Genomic DNA, 17636 nt, shown 5'->3' with positions numbered 1-17636 from the left:
ATGAAGGCGGGCCAAAGTCGCTGCGCTTATTTCTGATCCGACGAGCCCGGGAGCGCGGGCTCGCGGTACGTTGCTTATTCGACGTGTTCGCCGTGCAGGCTTACGTCCAGACCTTCGCGTTCCTGTTCTTCCGTCACGCGGATGCCCATCACCATGTCGATGATCTTCAGCAGGATGTAGCTCACCACGCCGCTGTAGATCAGCGTCGTCAGCACGCCCTTGGCTTGCAGGATGACGCTGCCGTCCGCGCCGCCAATGTCCTTGACCGCGAACACGCCGGTCAGGAGCGCGCCCACGATACCGCCGATGCAGTGCACGCCGAACGCGTCGAGCGAATCGTCGTAACCGAGCTTGTGCTTGAGCCACGTTGCCGACCAGAAGCAGACCACGCCTGCCACGATACCGATCACCAGCGAGCCGAGCGTACCGACGAAGCCCGAAGCCGGCGTGATCGCCACCAGACCTGCCACCGCACCCGAAACGATACCGAGCACCGACGGCTTGCCCTTGGCGGCCCATTCAGCGAACATCCAGGCCAGTGCGGCTGCGGCAGTTGCCACTTGCGTTGCGAACATCGCGAAACCGGCACGGCCGTCAGCCGCCACTGCCGAACCCGCGTTGAAGCCGAACCAGCCTACCCACAGCATGGCGCCACCGATCAGCGTGAGCGTCAGGTTGTGCGGCGCCATCGCCTCCTTGCCGTAGCCGATACGCTTGCCGAGGACCAGCGCGCAGACCAGCGCCGCAATACCGGCGTTGATGTGCACCACCGTGCCGCCCGCGAAGTCGAGGATGCCCGCGCTAGCCAGCCAGCCGGTCGGTTCCCAGACCATGTGTGCGATCGGCGAGTAAACGATGATCGACCACAGCGTCATGAACACCAGCATCGCCGAGAACTTCATACGGTCGGCAAACGCGCCCGTGATCAGTGCCGGGGTGATGATCGCGAACGTCATTTGATAGACGCAGTAGACCGTTTCCGGGATCGTCGGGGCCAGATGACTGACGGTCAACGTCGTGGCCTTGTCGCCCTTGATGTAGTTCATGCCCGCCATGAAGACGCGCGAGAAGCCGCCGATGAACGAACTGCCCGGCGTGAAGGCGAGGCTGTAGCCGATCACGATCCAGACGATCGTCACCACGCAGGTGATCGCGAAGCTTTGCATCAGGATCGCGAGCACGTTCTTCTTGCGGACCATGCCGCCGTAGAACAGTGCCAGACCCGGGATCGTCATGAACAGCACGAGCGCCGTGGAAGTCAGCATCCAGGCAGTATCGCCGGAATTGATCTTCGACGAATCAACGGAGAACGGCGCGGCCGGAGCGGCCGGCGCGGCGTCCGATGCAGCAGGTGCGGCGGCGGCCGCGCTGGCAGCCGGTGCGGCGGATGCATCGGCGGCCGGTGCCGAAGCGGCGGCGGCGGCGGGCGCTGCCGAAGCGTCCGGTGCCGGGGCGCTCGCCGTCGCATCGGGAGCCGAGGCGGCTGCGGGAGCGGACGCGTCGTCCGCGAGAGCAGCGCCGATACCGCCCGCGAGCAGCGAACCGGCCATCAGCAAGGACATCAATAATTTGCGCATCTTTCGTTTCCTCTTATCGCTATCTGTGTCGCTATCTTTTGGTATTACAGAGCGTCCGCGCCGGTCTCCCCGGTGCGAATCCGAATCACCTGCTCGATCGGCGTGACGAAGATCTTGCCGTCGCCGATCTTGCCGGTGCGTGCCGCACGTTCGAGCGCCTCGATCGCCTGGTCGACGATGTCGTCCGAGACAGCCGCCTCGATCTTCACCTTCGGCAGGAAATCGACGACGTATTCGGCGCCGCGGTACAGCTCCGTGTGGCCCTTCTGACGACCGAAGCCTTTGACTTCAGTCACCGTGATGCCCGAGACGCCGATGGCCGACAAGGCTTCGCGCGCCTCATCGAGCTTGAACGGCTTGATGATTGCGGTAATGAGTTTCATGAAATCCCTCGCTTAGTTGCGTAACCCGTTTGCGTAACCCGTTGCGTAACTCTCGTTTGCGTACCCGTAACCCGTTCGCGTGGTCTCGTTCCGCTGCCGGAAAAGCTGCCGGCAGTGCGCGCGGGGCAGTAACAGCAACTCGCATGCCAAGTTGTGTCAGACTGCGCACCGCAGGCGTCGCAAAAGGGGCGCAAGCGACCTTGGCCGGAAGGCCAGCGCGGGCGGGGCACGCTGGCGCGGCGTATGGATCGTTGCTAGAGTGTTCGAAGGTTTTGAACGCGCGGGCGCGCACCAAAGGGGCTCATGCGCCAGCGTCACACAACGGCGCATGCACCAACAGCGCTCATTCAGCGCGACAAAGCACAGACGTAACGAAACATGCACACTTTTTGTGCAACAAGGGAACACCATGAAACAACCGAACGACGTTTTTAACGACTTTCAGGCCCGCATGAGCGAGCTGTTCAGGAACTCGCCGGCCAAAGATGTCGAACGCAACGTAAAAGCCATGCTGTCGCAGGGCTTTTCAAAGCTCGACCTGGTCACGCGTGAGGAATTCGATACGCAAACCCAGGTGCTGGTGCGTACGCGCGCACGCCTGGAGGAACTCGAGCGCCGTGTCGCCGAGCTCGAACAGAAGCTGCCGGTCACGCAAACACCGTAATTCCTCTGCTCGCGGCGTATTAGCCGCGCAGTGCTGCGCATCACAGGCAAGCGAGCCGTGACGTCATCAGCGTTTTAGGGGACTTGTGCGCGCCCCGGCGCGCCGTCCGACGGGAGAAAACATGTCGCTTGCCGTGGTGCGCAGTCGCGCGCCGGCCGCTGGCCGCGCGCCCGAAGTAACCGTCGAGGTCCACCTCGCGAACGGATTACCCTCTTTTTCGATCGTCGGGCTGCCCGATCTGGAAGTGCGCGAAAGCCGCGAGCGGGTGCGAGCGGCGCTGCAGAACTGCAATTTCGACTTCCCCGTCCGGCGCATTACCGTCAATCTCGCTCCCGCCGATTTGCCGAAGGAATCCGGCCGCTTCGATCTGCCGATCGCTTTGGGCATTCTCGCGGCGAGCGGCCAGATTCCCGCCGAGTCCTTGCTGCATCGCGAATTCGCCGGCGAGCTGTCTTTGACCGGCGCGCTCAGGCCGATGCGCGGCGCTTTCGCCATGGCCTGCGGAACGGCACGCAGCGGTGTCGCTCACGGCGGCGCATCTTCTGGAATTTCAGGCGAGCTCGCTGCAAGCGAGCCAGCCGCACACTCCGCTCCACAGCTCTACCTGCCCGCCGCGAGCGCGGCGGAAGCGGCGCTCGTGCCCGGCGTCGACGTCTACGGCGCCGCCGATCTTCCCTCACTGTGCGCTCACCTGGCGGATGCGCCTGACGGGCGGCTCTATCCGGTTGCCGCGCCGGACCCCGCCGCCGGCGCAAGCGCCGCCGTTCCGGATATGGGCGATGTGATCGGTCAGCGCGGCGCGCGGCGGGCACTTGAAGTCGCTGCGGCGGGCGGCCATCACGTATTGCTGGTCGGGCCGCCCGGCGCGGGCAAATCGATGCTCGCCGCCCGCCTGCCCGGCCTCCTGCCACCCATGACCGACGACGAAGCGCTTAGCTCCGCCGCCTTGCTGTCCGCCAGCCGGGCCGGTTTCACGCCCTCGCAGTGGCGGCGGCGGCCGTTTCGCGCTCCGCATCATTCGTCCAGCGCGGCGGCGCTGGTGGGCGGACGCAATCCGCCGCAGCCCGGTGAGATTACGCTCGCGCATCTGGGCGTGCTATTTCTCGACGAGCTGCCCGAATTCGATCGGGATGTGCTGGAGACGCTGCGTGAGCCGCTTGAAGCCGGTCGCATCACGATTTCACGCGCCGCCCTGCAGGCGGATTTCCCGGCTGCGTGCCAATTGATCGCCGCCATGAACCCGTGTCCATGCGGCTGGCGCGGTGATCCCCAAGGCCGCTGCCGCTGCACACCAGAGATCGCGGCGCGCTACCTGCGCAAGCTTTCCGGGCCGCTACTCGACCGGATTGACATCCAACTCGAGATTCCCGCCCTCGCGCCCGCGGAACTGTCTGCCCGTTCGACAACCACTGGGGAGCCGAGCGCGGCCATTGCCGTGCGTGTGAATCGCGCTCGCGAGCGTCAATTGAGCCGTCAGGGCAAGACCAACCGTGAATTGGGGGGACGCGAAGTGGACGAGGTGTGCCGCCCCGACGCCGCGGGCGAGATGCTATTGCGTGAAGCTGGAGAGCGTTTCGGCTGGTCGGCGCGCGCGTACTACCGGGTTCTCAAGGTGGCGCGCACTATCGCCGACCTCGCCGGCACGCCCATGCCGAGTGCCGCGCAGATCGGCGAAGCGATCCAGTATCGCCGCGCTTTTGGCTCGCTATGAGGTGAAAAATCTGCTGTCAAGACTTGACTTATGCACATGCCTACGTTCCAGACAGATTTTGAAACATCTGAAAGGTACGTGGTGGCCCACATCCAAAAGGCATTGATTTGACTGGCTTTTTTCTAACACACCGAGTGAGCGGAATCTGACAGAGTGCCCATAGAATGGGCATCTCCAGCCGATTCGGCCAAGTTCTCAACAGAGTTATCCACAGGTCTTGTGAGTAACGGAAAAACTTCAACGTAAACCGGTAATTAGCGTGCGATCCTGCGAAGGAACTTTCACTCCGGATGACAACATCGCTGCGACCCGTTACGCGCCGAATCGGCCAAAAATACCGGTCTCAATACAGTTGGAACGACGAAAAAAACTGGTCGACCTGTTCCTGCTGCATCGGCTTGGGTGAAATGATGGCCGCCTGATAGACGTGCCGTCCGTGGGCCACGAGCCGGGCGTAGACGGTGCGAGCTTCGTGTTGTGAGCCGGCCTCGCCGCTCAGCTTCATTTCCAGACCGAGCACCTGACCGCCGGCGGCGAGCGGGATCTGCACCGCGCGGGCATCGGGCGCGGCGCCTACGTTGCGGGCGAGGCCGGTGCGCAGGAAGTCGAGTGCGGCGCGCTGCGTGGCTTCGCTGTCGTCCGGCAGCATCACCGTGCCGACCGCGAACACGGCATCGCCGGCTTCGGCCGTCTGCATCGCCATCTGCATCGGCTTGCCGTCTATCTGCACGGCCCGCTGATCGTTGCCCGGCTTTGCCGGCAAGTCGACGGTATAGCCGTTGTCGTTATTCATGATGGTGCGCCAGTCGAAGGTCGGCGAGCATGCGCTCAGCGCGCCGCTCAACGCCAGGGCGCAAGCCAGCGTGCTCACTGCTGCACGCGCCTTCGACCGCCGGGAACCGGCGCCGGGCGCAAACTGGACAGAAAACCGGCCTGTCACGGGATGGCGAAACAGAATCCGGCCGAGGAAGCGACTCACGAAACCAAAGCGATCAAAGCAAAAAACAGTTCGGAGCATGGGGACAGAAGTTCGGGCTGACGAGAACCTAAAGCCCTATTATCCGCTCCCGGGCCGCCTCCTGCCGCGCCGCCGGAATGGGGCTACAATAACGACGCAGTCCAGCATCGGGCCGAAAGCCCAAACCGGCGCACTGTCCCGCGCGTTCCGCGCGACTCTCGAGGTTCCGTTCATGAGCTCCACTCCGTCCACCGCTGCCCGGCGCGCAAATCCGCTTCGCTACATCGTCATTGCCGCCGTGGCCATTGCGATCGCCGTTGCCGGTTATTTCGCGTTTGCAGGCCAGCAGCGCGTGCCCGATGCGACCTTCACGTTGCTGTCGGGCCAGAAAGTCTCGACCGCCGACCTGAAAGGCAAGGTCTACCTCGTCAACTTCTGGGCGACGAGTTGCGATACGTGCATGAAGGAAATGCCGCAGATGGTCCAGACCTATAACCGCTTCAAGGACCAGGGTCTGGAATTCGTCGCAGTGGCAATGAACTACGACGCGCCCATGTACGTGGCCAACTACACGCAAACTCGCCAGTTGCCGTTCAAGGTGGCGATGGACGACGGCTCGGCCGCCAAGCAGTTCGGCAACGTTCAGCTGACGCCGACCACGTTCCTGGTAGACAAGGACGGCAGGATTCTCAAGCGCTATGTCGGCGAGCCGCAATTCGCCGAGCTCGACCAACTGCTGGAAAAGGCGCTGAAACCCGTCTGAGCGGTGCGCGGCCGCGCCTGCGCCCCGCTTCGAACCGATTCAGGCATACGCCGGCGTCACGTCCCAACGCCGGCGTTTTCATACCGTCACCGCTCCCCTTCCCCTTTGGCCGCGAGGCCATATCGTTTGATCTTCTCGTAGAGCGTCGCCTTGCCGAGTTGCAGCTTGTCTGCCGCGACGGCGACCACGCCGCCGGTCTGCTCCAACGCCTCGGCGATCACCGCCCGCTCGAATTGTTCGACGCGCTCTTTCAAAGGCTGTGCGGCCGCGCCGTCGTCGCCGAACGACATGACGGGGTCGTCGGCGACGCCGAGCACGAAGCGGTCGGCGGCATTGCGCAGTTCCCGCACGTTGCCCGGCCAGTCGCGCTGCATCAGGCCGGCACGCTGACGGTCGGTGAGGATCGGCGCCGGGCGTTGATAACGCACCGCCGCGTCCAGCAGGAAATGTTCGAAAAGCGGCACGATGTCCTCGCGACGCTCGCCCAGCGGCGGCAACGCGATCGTCACCACATTCAGCCGGTACAGCAGATCGCGCCGGAACGAGCCGTCCGCGACGTGCTCGGCCATATCGCCCTTGGCGGCGGCGACCACGCGGCAATTCACCCGAATGGGCTGATTCGAACCGAGCCGCTCCAGCACGCCGTCCTGCAGCACGCGCAGCAGCTTGACCTGCAACGCGAGCGGCATGCTCTCGATCTCGTCCAGAAACAGCGTGCCGCCCGACGCATGCTCGAGCTTGCCGATCCGGCGTTTCGCCGCGCCGGTGAAAGCGCCCGGCTCGTAGCCGAACATTTCCGATTCGAACATCGGCTCCGGCAGCGCGCCACAGTTCACCGCGATAAACGGCTTGTCACGCCGCGGCGACAGTTCATGCAGACTGCGCGCGATCAGCTCCTTGCCCGCGCCGGTGTCGCCGTTGATCAGCACGGAGGCGTCGGTCGGCGCGATATTGGCGATCAGCCGCCGCACCTGTTCGATCGCCGGGCTCCTGCCGATGATCCGCGGCGCCACCGAGTTCTGTTCCGCCAGTTCACGGCGCAACGCGAGGTTTTCCAACACCAGCTTGCGGCGCTCCAACGCACGCCGCACGGTTTCGATCAGCCGCTCGGACGCGAACGGCTTTTCGATGAAGTCGTACGCGCCGTCGCGCATGGCCTGAACGGCCATTGAAATGTCGCCGTGGCCCGTTACAAGGATCACCGGTACGTCGGGCGCGCGCTCATGGCATTGCGCAAGCAGATCGAGGCCGCTTGCGCCCGGCAAGCGAATGTCGCTGACGATCACGCCAGAGAAGTCCGCGCCGATCGTCTTCGCCGCGGACTCCACCGACGCATGGCCGATCACGTCGAAGCCCGCCAGTTGCAGACTCTGCACGCTGGCGCGCCGCACCAGTTCGTCGTCTTCGATATACAGCACTTGCAGGCCGTGGTTCAGCATGGCGTTTTCCGTGTGATTCAGGAGCCCGCCGTCAGCGGGTCCGATGTGTGGCTCGTCTGCATGCGCGCGCGGCGCAGCGTCAACACGAATAATGCGCCGCCGCCCGGCGCGTTGCGCGCCACGAGCGAGCCGCCGCAATCGCGCGCGATCGAAGACGATATCGCCAGCCCGAGTCCCAGCCCCTGGCCCATTTCTTTGGTGGTGAAGAACGGCTCGAACAGGCGCGGCAGGACATCGTCGGCAATGCCGGGGCCGTTGTCGCTCACGACGAACGACAGGTTCGCGTCGGCGACCTCGATCTCGATCGAAATGCGCGGCGAGTCGATGTCGGCGGTCGCATCGAGCGCGTTGCCGAGCAGATTGATCAGCACCTGCTCCAGTCGCAGATCGTCGCAATGCGCGATCAGTTCGGGATAGTCGTCGGCGAGACTCAGCGGCATGCGGCTGCCGCTTTGCGCATCGAGCAAGGCGAATTCGATCTCGACGCCCTGCAAGCGCTTTTGCAGCAGCGCCACCACGTTGCGCAACGCCCGCACGATCGGCGCACGCGCACTGCGCGGCCGCGCGCGTCCGACGAACAGTTTCAGCTGATTGGTGATCTTGCCCATGCGCTCAGTGAGCGCCGCGATCGCTTCGAGATTTTCGCGCGCCGACACCTGGTCGCCGCGTTCGAGCAGCACGCGTGTGTTATCCGAGAAGCCACGCAGCGCGGCGAGCGGCTGATTCAGTTCATGCGTGATGCCGGCGGCCATCTGACCGAGCGCGGCGAGCTTGCTCGCCTGGATCAGTTCATCATGCGCGGCGCGCAACTCCTGTTCGGCGCGCGTGCGTTCGGCCACTTCCTTCTGCAACTGTTCGTTCGCCTGAGAGAGATCCGCGGTGCGCTCGGCAACGCGCCGGTTCAGTTCCGCGTAGGCTTTTTGCAGCAGCGCCCGGCTGCGCATCACCTCGCGCACGCGGGCACGGCGCATTCTCCAATAGAACGCGAGCAACGCCAGCGATACGTAGCCGAAGCCTGTGACGATGGTCGCCTTGCGCGCGTCGGCGTCGACCGGATCGACCGGCGACATGGTGATCAGATGCCAGTCCGGTTCGCCCATGCCGCGCCGCGACGCGAGATAGCGCGGCGCATAGCGGCCGCCGCCGATGCGCACGATCTGCGCGTTGCCTTCGAGCGTGCGCTCGATCGACACCGGCAGCGGCGCGATCGGCTGCTGCGCGTATTGACGCGCCTGGTAGATCGAATCGGCGACCGGCCCCGACAGCGGCCGGATCGTATGGTATTTCCACGCCGGCATCGACGACAGAAAAATCACGCCGTGGTCGTCGGTCACGACGAGCGGCTCGGACGCATCCGCGGCCTGAAACCATTCGAGATCGAGTTTGACGACCGCCACGCCGACAATCTTGTCGTCGCGCCGCACCGGCTGCGAGATGTAGTAGCCCGGCGCCTGCGAAATCGTACCAATGCCGAAGAAGCGGCCCACGCCGCCTCTGACCGCATCGAGAAAATACGGCCGGAATTGATAGCCGGCACCGATGAAGCTGCCCGGCCCGCGCCAGTTGCTCGCCGCAACGCAAAAACCGTCGAGCGGAATGATGTACGTGACGGTGGCGCGCGCGTGACGGTTCAGGTCTTCGAGATAAAGATTGGCGCGCGCCACATTGGCTGCGCTGGGATTCACCAGCACGTCCTGCACGATAGGGTGTTCCGCCAGCAGATAAGGCAGCGATTCGTAGCGTTCGAGCGTGCTCTTCAGCGCGCTCGTCGTACGGTCGACTCGCACCGCGGCGTTGCGCCGCAAATGGTCGATGCCGCTTTGCCACGCGATGCTGTACGTGAGCCCGCACGCTGCCACGAGCCCGGCGACGAGCGCGAAGAGGATCAGCAGGCGTCGCGTCACGTTGGCAATATCCGATCGGTGAGGATCGTTTATTGTGGCATAAGGCGACGCGCCGTCGGCGCAAGCTTCGTCGGCCGACGGCGCGGGGGTTCGGCGCACGGCCACCGGTTTCATACGCTGGTGTCCGCGGCCGTCAGGGTTGCGCTGGAGCGGGTTGCCGATGCGCGGCTTAAACGCCGGCCGGCTCTTTGATCGCCACGTCGCCACGCAAGGCGGCGTTCAGCTTGCTGCGGTCCAGTTCCTTTTCCCACGCCGAGACCACCACCGTCGCCACGCCGTTGCCGACAATGTTGGTCAGCGCGCGGCATTCGCTCATGAAGCGGTCGATACCGAGAATCAGCACCATGCCCGACAGCGGAATGGTCGGCACCACGGCAAGCGTCGCAGCCAGCGTGATGAAGCCCGCGCCCGTCACGCCGCTCGCGCCCTTCGAGGTCAGCATGGTGACCGCCAGCAGCGTGAGCTGCTGCGTCCACGTCAGGTCGGTGTTGGTCGCCTGCGCGATGAACAGCACGGCCATCGTCATGTAGATGTTGGTGCCGTCGAGATTGAACGAATAACCGGTCGGCACCACGAGGCCCACCACCGAGCGCGAGCAGCCGAGCCTTTCGAGTTTCAGCATCAGTTGCGGGAGCGCCGCTTCGGACGAGCTCGTGCCGAGCACGATCAGCATCTCTTCCTTGATGTACGCGACAAAGCGCAGGATGTTGAAGCCCACCGCACGCGCGATGATGCCGAGCACGACCACCACGAACACGACCGAGGTCAGATAGAACGTGCCGATCAGCTTGAGCATTGGCAGAAGCGAGCCGATACCGTACTTGCCGATCGTGAAGGCCATCGCGCCGAACGCGCCGATCGGCGCCAGCTTCGTGATGATGCGCACGATGCCGAACAGCACATGCGAGAGCCCGTCGATAAAGCTCGTCACGACTTTGCCCTTCTCACCGGCCGTTGCGAGCACCGCGCCGAACAGCAGCGCGATCAGCAGGATCTGCAGGATCTCGCCCTGCGCGAACGCCGACACGAGCGTGTCCGGAATGATGTGCATCAGGAACTCGACGCTCGACTGCCCGTGTGCTTTGGCAGCGTACGAGGCGACGGCCTTGCCGTCGAGCGTGGCCGGATCGATGTTGAAGCCGACGCCCGGCTTCAGCACGTGTGTGGCGATCAGGCCGAGCACCAGTGCGAAGGTCGAGACGATTTCGAAATACAGCAGCGCCTTGCCGCCCACCCGGCCGACTTTCTTCATGTCCTCCATGCCGGCAATACCTGTCACCACCGTACAGAAGATGATCGGCCCGATCACCATCTTGATCAGCTTGATGAAGCCGTCGCCGAGCGGCTTCATGTCGACGGCGAGATCGGGGTAGAAATGCCCGAGCGCGATACCGACGATGATCGCCGCGATCACCTGGACGTACAGCACTTTGTGGATAGGTTTCTTCACGATGTTTCCTGCGATGTGGATGAGCTCAATGGCCTGCCACGCTGCGCATCATGCGAACGAATAATCGTCACGCCTGTGCACGGCATTAGGCCGCGACAAGACGACGAATTCAGAAATACCGGGAAGGGAAATCGGACATCGTTGTCTCCTTGCTTTAGTTGTCGGACCGTTGCGGCCGCGATATCTATTTTGCAAGGTCGATGCCAGCTCGATGCCGGGCTCGGCGCGTTGATTCTTATAGGCTTTCTAGCGCTTCACGGCGTATGTCGTCCGGGATTCCGGAAATCCAGACAAGGGGCGTCGGGGAATCCGGAATCCATTGCGACTGCAGCCCCGGGATAACCCGTAGGGCTTTCTACGGCGTGCCTTTGCCCGGAAGCAAGTGCGACTCGTGATCTGCAACCTCTAAACGCCGCCTTCTTCCAGCACCAGCAGATTCTCGTGCGAGAAACCCAGCGACACCGGCTGCCCGCGTTCGGGCAAACCGCGGTTCGGGTCGTTGAACACGTCGAGCGAAATCACCGCGTCTTTCACGCGTGTTCTGATGCGCACCACGGCGCCGAGGAAATTCACTTCTTCAACGGTCGCGTTCAGCGTGTTGCGACCGGGCGCGGCCGGCTCCAGCACGATCGCTTCGGGCCGCAGCGCGAGCAGGCGTTTCTTGCCCGCATCGTTCGACGGCAACTCCTGCGTGGTGGTCAACTCCTGACCGTCCACCACCATCCTGCCGGTTGCCGGATCGACCACATGTCCGGCCAGAATATTCAGCGTGCCGACGAACGACGCGACGAACCGGGTGCGCGGATAGTTATAGATCTCGGAGGGCGAGCCGATCTGCTCGACACGGCCCTCGTTCATCACGACGATGCGGTCGGAAATCGACAGCGCCTCTTCCTGATCGTGCGTGACGAAAATCGACGTGATACCGAGTTCGCGCTGCAACGCGCGAATGTCCTGACGCAACGAAATGCGGATCTTGGCGTCGAGCGCGGAAAGCGGTTCGTCGAGCAGCAACACCTGCGGCTTGCCGGCGAGCGCCCGTGCGAGCGCCACGCGCTGCTGCTGGCCGCCCGACAATTGCCACGGATAACGCCCGCCCAGTTGCGGCAGCTTGATCAGCTGCAGCATCTCCTCGACGCGGCTGTTGATCTCCGCCTGCGGCCGATGCGTGATCTTCAGGCCAAAGCCGATGTTCTCGGCCACCGTCATGTTCGGAAACAGCGCATACGACTGGAACACCATGCCGACCTTGCGCTGCCGCGTGCGAAGGTGGGTAACGTCCTTGTTATCCAGCCGGATGATGCCGCGCGTCGGCGTTTCGAAGCCGGCGATCATGCGTAGCACCGTGGTCTTGCCGCAGCCGGACGGCCCGAGGAAAGTAATGAACTCGCCGCGCTCGATCTTCATGTCGAAGTGATGCAGCGCGGTGTTCGCCCCGAAGGACTTATGCAGATTTTCGATCTCTAGGAATGCCATGTTTCGCTGCCCCAGTCCGTCAAACTCATTGGATCAAACCTGTCGGTCAAGCTCATTGGTCACACTTTCTGGCCGCTCATGGCGCGGGCCGAGCCGAATACCTGGATCAAACCCATCGACGCCCACGTGATCACGAACGCGATGATCGCAAGCGCCGACGGTTCGTACGCGCGGTTCGCGCCGATCAATTGCAGATACGGACCGAACGCGGGACGGTCGAGCAGGCTCGCCAGTGTGAATTCGCCGATCACCACCGCAAAGGTGAGAAACGCGCCGGACAGAATGCCCGAGCGGATATTCGGAAAGATCACCTTGAAGAGAATGGTCGGCCAGCTCGCGCCGAGACATTCGGCCGCTTCGGTGAGCGAACGCACGTCGACCGCGCGCAGGCCGGCATCGACGGCGCGGTACATGTACGGCAGCGAGAGCGTCACGTAGCCGAACACCAGCAATAGATCCGTGGCGCGCTCGTTGCCGGTGAGCGGCAGAATCGAACTGCTGTTATAGATGCGCAGATAGCCAAACACGATCACGATGGCCGGCACCACCAGCGGCAACAGCGTGATGAACTCGACCACCGGCCGCAGCTTCGGCAAACGCAACTGCACCCAGTAAGCGGTCGGCACCACCAGCAGCACGCCGACCACGATCGTCAGCAGCGCCATCAGGATCGAATAGCCGAAGGAGGCCTGAAAGCGCGGATCGCCGAGCACGACGCTATACGCTTCGAAGCTGTACGCGCCGCGTTTCATGCGCAGGCTGAACTCGAACGTCGCGATCAGCGGAATCAGAAAGTACAGCGAACCGACGATCATCGCAGTCCACGCACCCACGCGCGATTGGCTTTTCATCGACGTCCCCTTTCAGCGCGCGAGCGCAGCCAGATGTAGCCGCCGTTCGAGAGGCCGGTAACGAGCACCATGCCGAGCGCGAGCGCGTAGCCGAGATTCTGGTTGTGCATCACGTCGCCGCGAATCTGCGCATACAGCAGGATCGTGACGATGTTCAGCGAACTGCCGGTCAGCGCATAAGCCGTCGCGACCGCACCGAACGAATTGGCGAACAGCAGTAGCGCGGCGCCGAGCACGCTAGGCCACAGTACCGGCAGCGCGACGTAGCGCCAGTATTGATACGCGGTGCCGCCGAGGCAATCGCAGGCCTCGCGCCATTCGCGCTTCAGACCGTCGAGCGCGGGTGTGACGATCAGCACCATCAAGGGAATCTGGAAATACAGATAGGTCAGCGTCAGACCGGAAAAGCTCAGGATGCTGAAGCCCGTCGAGTACAGATTGAAGCCGAGGTATTTCTTCAGCAACACGGTGACGAGCCCGACGCGGCCCAGTGTGCAGATGAAAGCGAACGCGAGCGGCACGCCGGCAAAGTTCGACGCGACGCCGGAAAACGTCATCAAGGTCGGACGAATCCAGCCCGGCAGTTTGCCCTGCACCGCCGCCCAGGCGAGCAGCGAACCGATCACCGCACCGCCGAGCGAGGAGGCTGCGCTCACCTTGAAACTGATCCAGTACGCGTCCATCACGGTCGGCTGGAGCAGGTCGCGGAAATTGGCGAGCGTGAAGTGGCCTTGCGAATCCTGGAATGCGCCGACCATCAGGAAGCCGGTCGGCAGAATCAGGAACAGCAGCGCGAAGGTAAAGAACGGCACCACGCCGATCCACGCGAGGAACTGCGACGCGCGCCCTGGACCGTCGACGCGAGGCGTTGGGCTGGGTACAGGCGGAACCAGCAATTCCGGCTGCGCCGTCCCGGCATCCGATGAAGCGCTCATAGCTCACCCTTAGGCAATCTGGCAAACGCACCCGGCGCGCCGCGCTCGTCACGAGCAGCGGCGCGCCGGTGCGGCAAAACTTCACGCGACGGTTTTTCGTGTCGCGGCGCGCCTGCTCCGCTGCCGCCGCGACCTGTGCGTTACGCCTTACTTGACGTTCGCGCCGACCGCTTCGTCCCAATGCTTCGTGATGGTGTCCTTGTACGCGTCCTGTTGCGACAGCGTCGGGAATACGACGTTCTTGTACGACGAAGGCGGCGGCAGCTTGTCGAGCAACGCTTGCGGCACCTTCTTGCCGTTCACCAGTTCGGTATAGCGCATCGGGTGACAGTAGCCCTTCAGCCAGCCGATCTGACCTTCATCCGAGTACAGATATTCCATCCACAGCTTGGCTGCGTTCGGATGCGGCGCATAAGCGCTGATCGCCTGAACGTACACACCGGCGACCACGCCCGTCTTCGGAATCACCACCTGCACCTTCGGATTGCCCTTCAGCGTGTCGCGGTCAGCCAGCGCGTTGTAATCCCAGCGCACGACGATCGGCGTGGTGCCTTGCGCGAGCGATGCGGCCTTGCCGATCACCGGCACGAAGTTGCCGTTCTTGTTCAGGTTAGCGAAATAAGTGAGCCCGGCCTGCCCGGCCTTGCTCGCATCGCCCTTGCTCTGCGAGAGGCCCGCGGCATACACGGCCTGGATCGCCTGATTGGCCGAGCGCGGATCGCCGGCCAGCGAGACGGCATTCTTGTAATCCGGCTTGAGCAGATCGCTCCAGTCAGCCGGCGCCTTGTCGATCATGTCGGCGTTGACTTCAAACGAGAGCACGCCGTAGTAATCGCCATACCAATAGCCGTCGGCGTCTTTCGACTCTTTCGGAATCGAGTTCCACGTGGCGACCTTATACGGCTGCAGCAGCCCTGCTGCCTTCGCGGACGGACCGAACGAGAGGCCCACGTCGATCACGTCGGGGGCCTGCGGGCCCTTGTTGCCCTTGTTCGCCTTGATGGCTTCGACTTCGTCGCCCGAACCCGCATCCGGATTCAGCTCATTGACCTTGATGCCGTACTTCTTCTGAAAGCCCGCGACCAGTTCTCCGTAGTTGCACCAGTCGTGCGGCAACGCGATCACGGTAAGTTGGCCTTCCTGCTTCGCGGCGGCAATCAGCGCATCGAGCGGCGCGGCCGAAGCGCTGCTGCTGACGCCGGCGGCGGTGACACCCGCAACGGCCGACATCGAAAGTATGCGAGCTAACACGGTGCGGTTCATAGTCTTCCCCATCCTCTGCCGAAATTGCTACGTTTGGAAAATTTCTAGTTCGAGCTTCAGGACGCGCGCCTGTGCACCCCTGCACCGGCACGCCCTCGCCATGTTCAGGCCGGATTGGCCGGCGCGGAGAACATGTCGTGTCGCAGTGTATCGATGCGATCTGTACAAATCATGTCGACGCCCCATTGCGCGAGCAGTTGCGCACGCGCCGGGTCGTTGACCGTGTAGGCGAGCACGCGCAGGCCGGCGGCATGAATCTCGGCGATCAGCGGCTCGGTCAGATACCGATGGTTCGCGTGAAACGACACGCAGTCGAGTTCACGCACGACGCGCAGCCAGTCCGCCGGCACCTCGTCGAACAGCATGCCGCGTTGCAACGACGGCGCCGCGTCACGCGCGGCGACCAGTGCCTCGAACGAAAACGACGACAGCAATGGCGGTGTCTGGCCTTGCCATAACGTCAGCGCGCCGCTTGCCACCAGAGTCCCGGTGATCTCGTCGCGGCCCGGACACGGTTTGATCTCGATGTTGGCGGCAATGCCGTCGCGCGCGCAGCGCCCGGCCGCCTCGGCGAGCGTCGGCAGACGCGTGCCGGCGAATTGCGGCCCGTACCATGCACCGGCGTCGAGCGCGGCCAGTTGCTGCCACGTGTGTTCCGCGGCGGCGCCGTGGCCGTTAGTGGTGCGCTCAAGGGTGTCGTCGTGCAGCAGAAAGAGTTGGTTGTCGGCGGAAAGCTTCGCGTCGAACTCGACCATACGGTAGCCGTAGCGCACGCAGGCGTCGAAACCGGCGAGCGTGTTCTCCGGCGCCAGCGAGCCGCCGCAGCGATGCGCGGCCAGTCGCGGATAAGGCCAGTCTGCGGATGAAGCGCGATTAATCCCGTTTCCCACGTCTCGTTACCTTTCAGATAGAGCGGTTGACTATGCTCTCGACACGTTCCCTGCCGCTACTGCTGCCCTGGCCGTCAATGAAGCACGCATGCCTCAGGTTGTCCCTTCACGCGCGAGCCCGGCGCGTAGTATCGCGCTAAGGTACGCGCTGCGATAGCCGGACATACGCTTCGTGTTTCCGCCGCGCCCGACATCGCAACACCATTGTCAGGATGACGAAGCGTGCCGTCATCGAGCAGCGCGACACCACGCGGGCATCACGCAAATAGCGGACCCCAGGATCCATTATGGCGACGACACCGTCTGGTCAGATTGCCAAAAAACGCCGCAAAATGCTCGAAATCGGACATTTCAATTCCTTTTCGAACATTTGATGTTCGAAACAGGCGTGGCGCTTCGATCTGCGAAGGCTAAAGTTAAATACACAAACTTGCAAGCTGCCAAAAAAATACAACACAATTCGACTAAAGTAGTACGCTTGACATCGTCCGGACACACATTCGTGACCACGATGTCGCAGTTAACAACAAGCTAAATAAACGCGTACGCATCCAAGGAAACATGCATGTGGCAGGAAGACCGTCATCAGAGAATTCGAGCGTTACTGTCCACGCTTCAACGCGTGTCCACGGAACGGATCATGGCGGACCTCGGGGTGTCGCGCGAAACCGTGCGGCGCGATCTGCTCGACCTCGAAGCGCTCGGTGAACTGCGCCGCGTGCACGGCGGCGCGATCAAGCCCGCCGACGAAGCGCCGATCGCCGAGCGCGTGCACATGCGCGTCAAATCCAAAACCGCCATCGCCAAAGCGGCTACAGGGTTGATCGCGAGCGGCCAGACACTTTTCATCGACGCCGGCACCACCACCGCCGCGCTGGCCGAAGAACTGGCGAAACTCGCGAACCTCACCGTCGTCACCAATTCGATCGACGTCGCGCTGAAGATGCGCGGCGCGGTCGATCAAACCGAAGCCGCCAACGAAGTCATCCTGCTCGGCGGCTCGATCAGCGACCGCGCCATGGCGACCACCGGCGCCACCACCGTGCTCGACATCCAGCGCTATCGCGCAGACCTCGCGCTGCTGTCGCCTGTCGGTGTCGATCACCGGCATGGCGCGACCAACTACGACCATGCCGAAACCGAAGTGGCGCGCGCCATGGTCGCCAACGCTGACCGCGTGGTGATCCTCGCCGATTACAGCAAGATCGGCCAGCGCAGCCGTATCTCCTACTGCCCGGTCGATCGGATCGACGTGCTCGTCACCAACAAAAAGGCGGCCGAAGCCGCCGATTTTGCGTCACTGAAAAAGAAGCTCGAAGAGATCGTTCTCGCTTAGGGCTCGGGCCTGTACTCGGGCCTCGATGCGAGGCGT

Annotated in this window: 15 protein-coding genes; 4 read left to right on the top strand and 11 right to left on the bottom strand. The window is 63.3% G+C overall.

What is annotated here, in order from left to right; translation table 11 throughout:
• Positions 1-74: 74 nt before the first annotated feature.
• Entirely contained in the window at positions 75-1577 is a 1503-nt protein-coding gene (locus tag PDMSB3_RS01655) for an ammonium transporter (RefSeq protein WP_007179476.1), read from the bottom strand.
• 44 nt (positions 1578-1621) lie between these two features.
• Positions 1622-1960 carry a P-II family nitrogen regulator gene (locus tag PDMSB3_RS01650; protein ID WP_006048089.1) on the bottom strand — a complete coding sequence of 113 codons (339 nt, stop codon included), beginning with the start codon at positions 1958-1960 and terminating at the stop codon, positions 1622-1624.
• A 409-nt stretch (positions 1961-2369) separates the two neighbouring features.
• Between PDMSB3_RS01650 and PDMSB3_RS01645 the strand changes: the two genes are divergently transcribed.
• On the top strand, positions 2370-2624 hold the full coding sequence (locus PDMSB3_RS01645) for an accessory factor UbiK family protein (RefSeq protein ID WP_007179477.1): 255 nt from the start codon (positions 2370-2372) through the stop codon (positions 2622-2624).
• Between the two features lie 121 nt (positions 2625-2745).
• Entirely contained in the window at positions 2746-4335 is a 1590-nt protein-coding gene (locus PDMSB3_RS01640) for a YifB family Mg chelatase-like AAA ATPase (protein WP_165184359.1), read from the top strand.
• Between the two features lie 343 nt (positions 4336-4678).
• On the opposite strand, the gene PDMSB3_RS01635 is transcribed toward PDMSB3_RS01640, so the two are convergent.
• The gene (locus PDMSB3_RS01635; protein WP_007179489.1) at positions 4679-5353 is read right to left on the bottom strand and encodes a hypothetical protein; all 675 of its coding nucleotides are present in this window, start codon (positions 5351-5353) and stop codon (positions 4679-4681) included.
• Between the two features lie 172 nt (positions 5354-5525).
• On the opposite strand from PDMSB3_RS01635, the gene PDMSB3_RS01630 reads away from it, so the two are divergent.
• On the top strand, positions 5526-6056 hold the full coding sequence (locus PDMSB3_RS01630) for a TlpA disulfide reductase family protein (RefSeq protein WP_007179490.1): 531 nt from the start codon (positions 5526-5528) through the stop codon (positions 6054-6056).
• 86 nt (positions 6057-6142) lie between these two features.
• On the opposite strand, the gene PDMSB3_RS01625 is transcribed toward PDMSB3_RS01630, so the two are convergent.
• The 8 genes from PDMSB3_RS01625 to ugpQ all read right to left on the bottom strand — a co-directional run bounded on the left by PDMSB3_RS01625 (position 6143) and on the right by ugpQ (position 16264).
• Complete coding sequence (locus tag PDMSB3_RS01625) at positions 6143-7495, bottom strand: sigma-54-dependent transcriptional regulator (RefSeq protein WP_007179491.1); 1353 nt, start codon at positions 7493-7495, stop codon at positions 6143-6145.
• 17 nt (positions 7496-7512) lie between these two features.
• Positions 7513-9513, bottom strand: coding sequence for a sensor histidine kinase (locus tag PDMSB3_RS01620; RefSeq protein ID WP_007179492.1), 2001 nt, complete (start codon positions 9511-9513; stop codon positions 7513-7515).
• Between the two features lie 55 nt (positions 9514-9568).
• Positions 9569-10849, bottom strand: coding sequence for a dicarboxylate/amino acid:cation symporter (locus tag PDMSB3_RS01615; RefSeq protein WP_007179493.1), 1281 nt, complete (start codon positions 10847-10849; stop codon positions 9569-9571).
• Between the two features lie 405 nt (positions 10850-11254).
• Positions 11255-12325 (bottom strand): ABC transporter ATP-binding protein, encoded by a 1071-nt coding sequence (locus tag PDMSB3_RS01610; RefSeq protein ID WP_007179494.1) that lies wholly within the window; start codon positions 12323-12325, stop codon positions 11255-11257.
• Positions 12326-12384: 59 nt separating this feature from the next.
• Positions 12385-13176 carry an ABC transporter permease gene (locus PDMSB3_RS01605; RefSeq protein ID WP_007179495.1) on the bottom strand — a complete coding sequence of 264 codons (792 nt, stop codon included), beginning with the start codon at positions 13174-13176 and terminating at the stop codon, positions 12385-12387.
• Positions 13173-14111 (bottom strand): ABC transporter permease, encoded by a 939-nt coding sequence (locus tag PDMSB3_RS01600; RefSeq protein ID WP_007179496.1) that lies wholly within the window; start codon positions 14109-14111, stop codon positions 13173-13175. Before PDMSB3_RS01600 ends, PDMSB3_RS01605 begins: the two co-directional genes overlap by 4 nt.
• Before the next feature lie 147 nt (positions 14112-14258).
• A complete protein-coding gene (locus PDMSB3_RS01595; protein ID WP_007179497.1) occupies positions 14259-15374 on the bottom strand; it encodes an ABC transporter substrate-binding protein in 1116 nt (371 codons plus the stop codon).
• A 104-nt stretch (positions 15375-15478) separates the two neighbouring features.
• Positions 15479-16264, bottom strand: a complete 786-nt coding sequence (gene ugpQ, locus PDMSB3_RS01590; protein WP_007179498.1) for a glycerophosphodiester phosphodiesterase — start codon at positions 16262-16264, stop codon at positions 15479-15481.
• Between the two features lie 565 nt (positions 16265-16829).
• Between ugpQ and PDMSB3_RS01585 the strand changes: the two genes are divergently transcribed.
• On the top strand, positions 16830-17600 hold the full coding sequence (locus PDMSB3_RS01585) for a DeoR/GlpR family DNA-binding transcription regulator (protein ID WP_007179499.1): 771 nt from the start codon (positions 16830-16832) through the stop codon (positions 17598-17600).
• Positions 17601-17636: the final 36 nt, after the last annotated feature.

Source organism: Paraburkholderia dioscoreae, assembly GCF_902459535.1.
Classification (GTDB): Bacteria; Pseudomonadota; Gammaproteobacteria; order Burkholderiales; family Burkholderiaceae; genus Paraburkholderia; species Paraburkholderia dioscoreae.
Note: the sequence above shows the minus strand (reverse complement) of the source record. Positions and strands in the feature narration are given on the sequence as shown.

Bases quoted from the DNA above. Each gene is read 5' to 3' on its own strand.
- PDMSB3_RS01655 (WP_007179476.1), bottom strand. From the start codon at position 1,577: ATGCGCAAATTATTGATGTCCTTGCTGATGGCCGGTTCGCTGCTCGCG.
- PDMSB3_RS01650 (WP_006048089.1), bottom strand. From the start codon at position 1,960: ATGAAACTCATTACCGCAATCATCAAGCCGTTCAAGCTCGATGAGGCG.
- PDMSB3_RS01645 (WP_007179477.1), top strand. From the start codon at position 2,370: ATGAAACAACCGAACGACGTTTTTAACGACTTTCAGGCCCGCATGAGC.
- PDMSB3_RS01640 (WP_165184359.1), top strand. From the start codon at position 2,746: ATGTCGCTTGCCGTGGTGCGCAGTCGCGCGCCGGCCGCTGGCCGCGCG.
- PDMSB3_RS01635 (WP_007179489.1), bottom strand. From the start codon at position 5,353: ATGCTCCGAACTGTTTTTTGCTTTGATCGCTTTGGTTTCGTGAGTCGC.
- PDMSB3_RS01630 (WP_007179490.1), top strand. From the start codon at position 5,526: ATGAGCTCCACTCCGTCCACCGCTGCCCGGCGCGCAAATCCGCTTCGC.
- PDMSB3_RS01625 (WP_007179491.1), bottom strand. From the start codon at position 7,495: ATGCTGAACCACGGCCTGCAAGTGCTGTATATCGAAGACGACGAACTG.
- PDMSB3_RS01620 (WP_007179492.1), bottom strand. From the start codon at position 9,513: ATGAAACCGGTGGCCGTGCGCCGAACCCCCGCGCCGTCGGCCGACGAA.
- PDMSB3_RS01610 (WP_007179494.1), bottom strand. From the start codon at position 12,325: ATGGCATTCCTAGAGATCGAAAATCTGCATAAGTCCTTCGGGGCGAAC.
- PDMSB3_RS01605 (WP_007179495.1), bottom strand. From the start codon at position 13,176: ATGAAAAGCCAATCGCGCGTGGGTGCGTGGACTGCGATGATCGTCGGT.
- PDMSB3_RS01600 (WP_007179496.1), bottom strand. From the start codon at position 14,111: ATGAGCGCTTCATCGGATGCCGGGACGGCGCAGCCGGAATTGCTGGTT.
- PDMSB3_RS01595 (WP_007179497.1), bottom strand. From the start codon at position 15,374: ATGAACCGCACCGTGTTAGCTCGCATACTTTCGATGTCGGCCGTTGCG.
- PDMSB3_RS01585 (WP_007179499.1), top strand. From the start codon at position 16,830: ATGTGGCAGGAAGACCGTCATCAGAGAATTCGAGCGTTACTGTCCACG.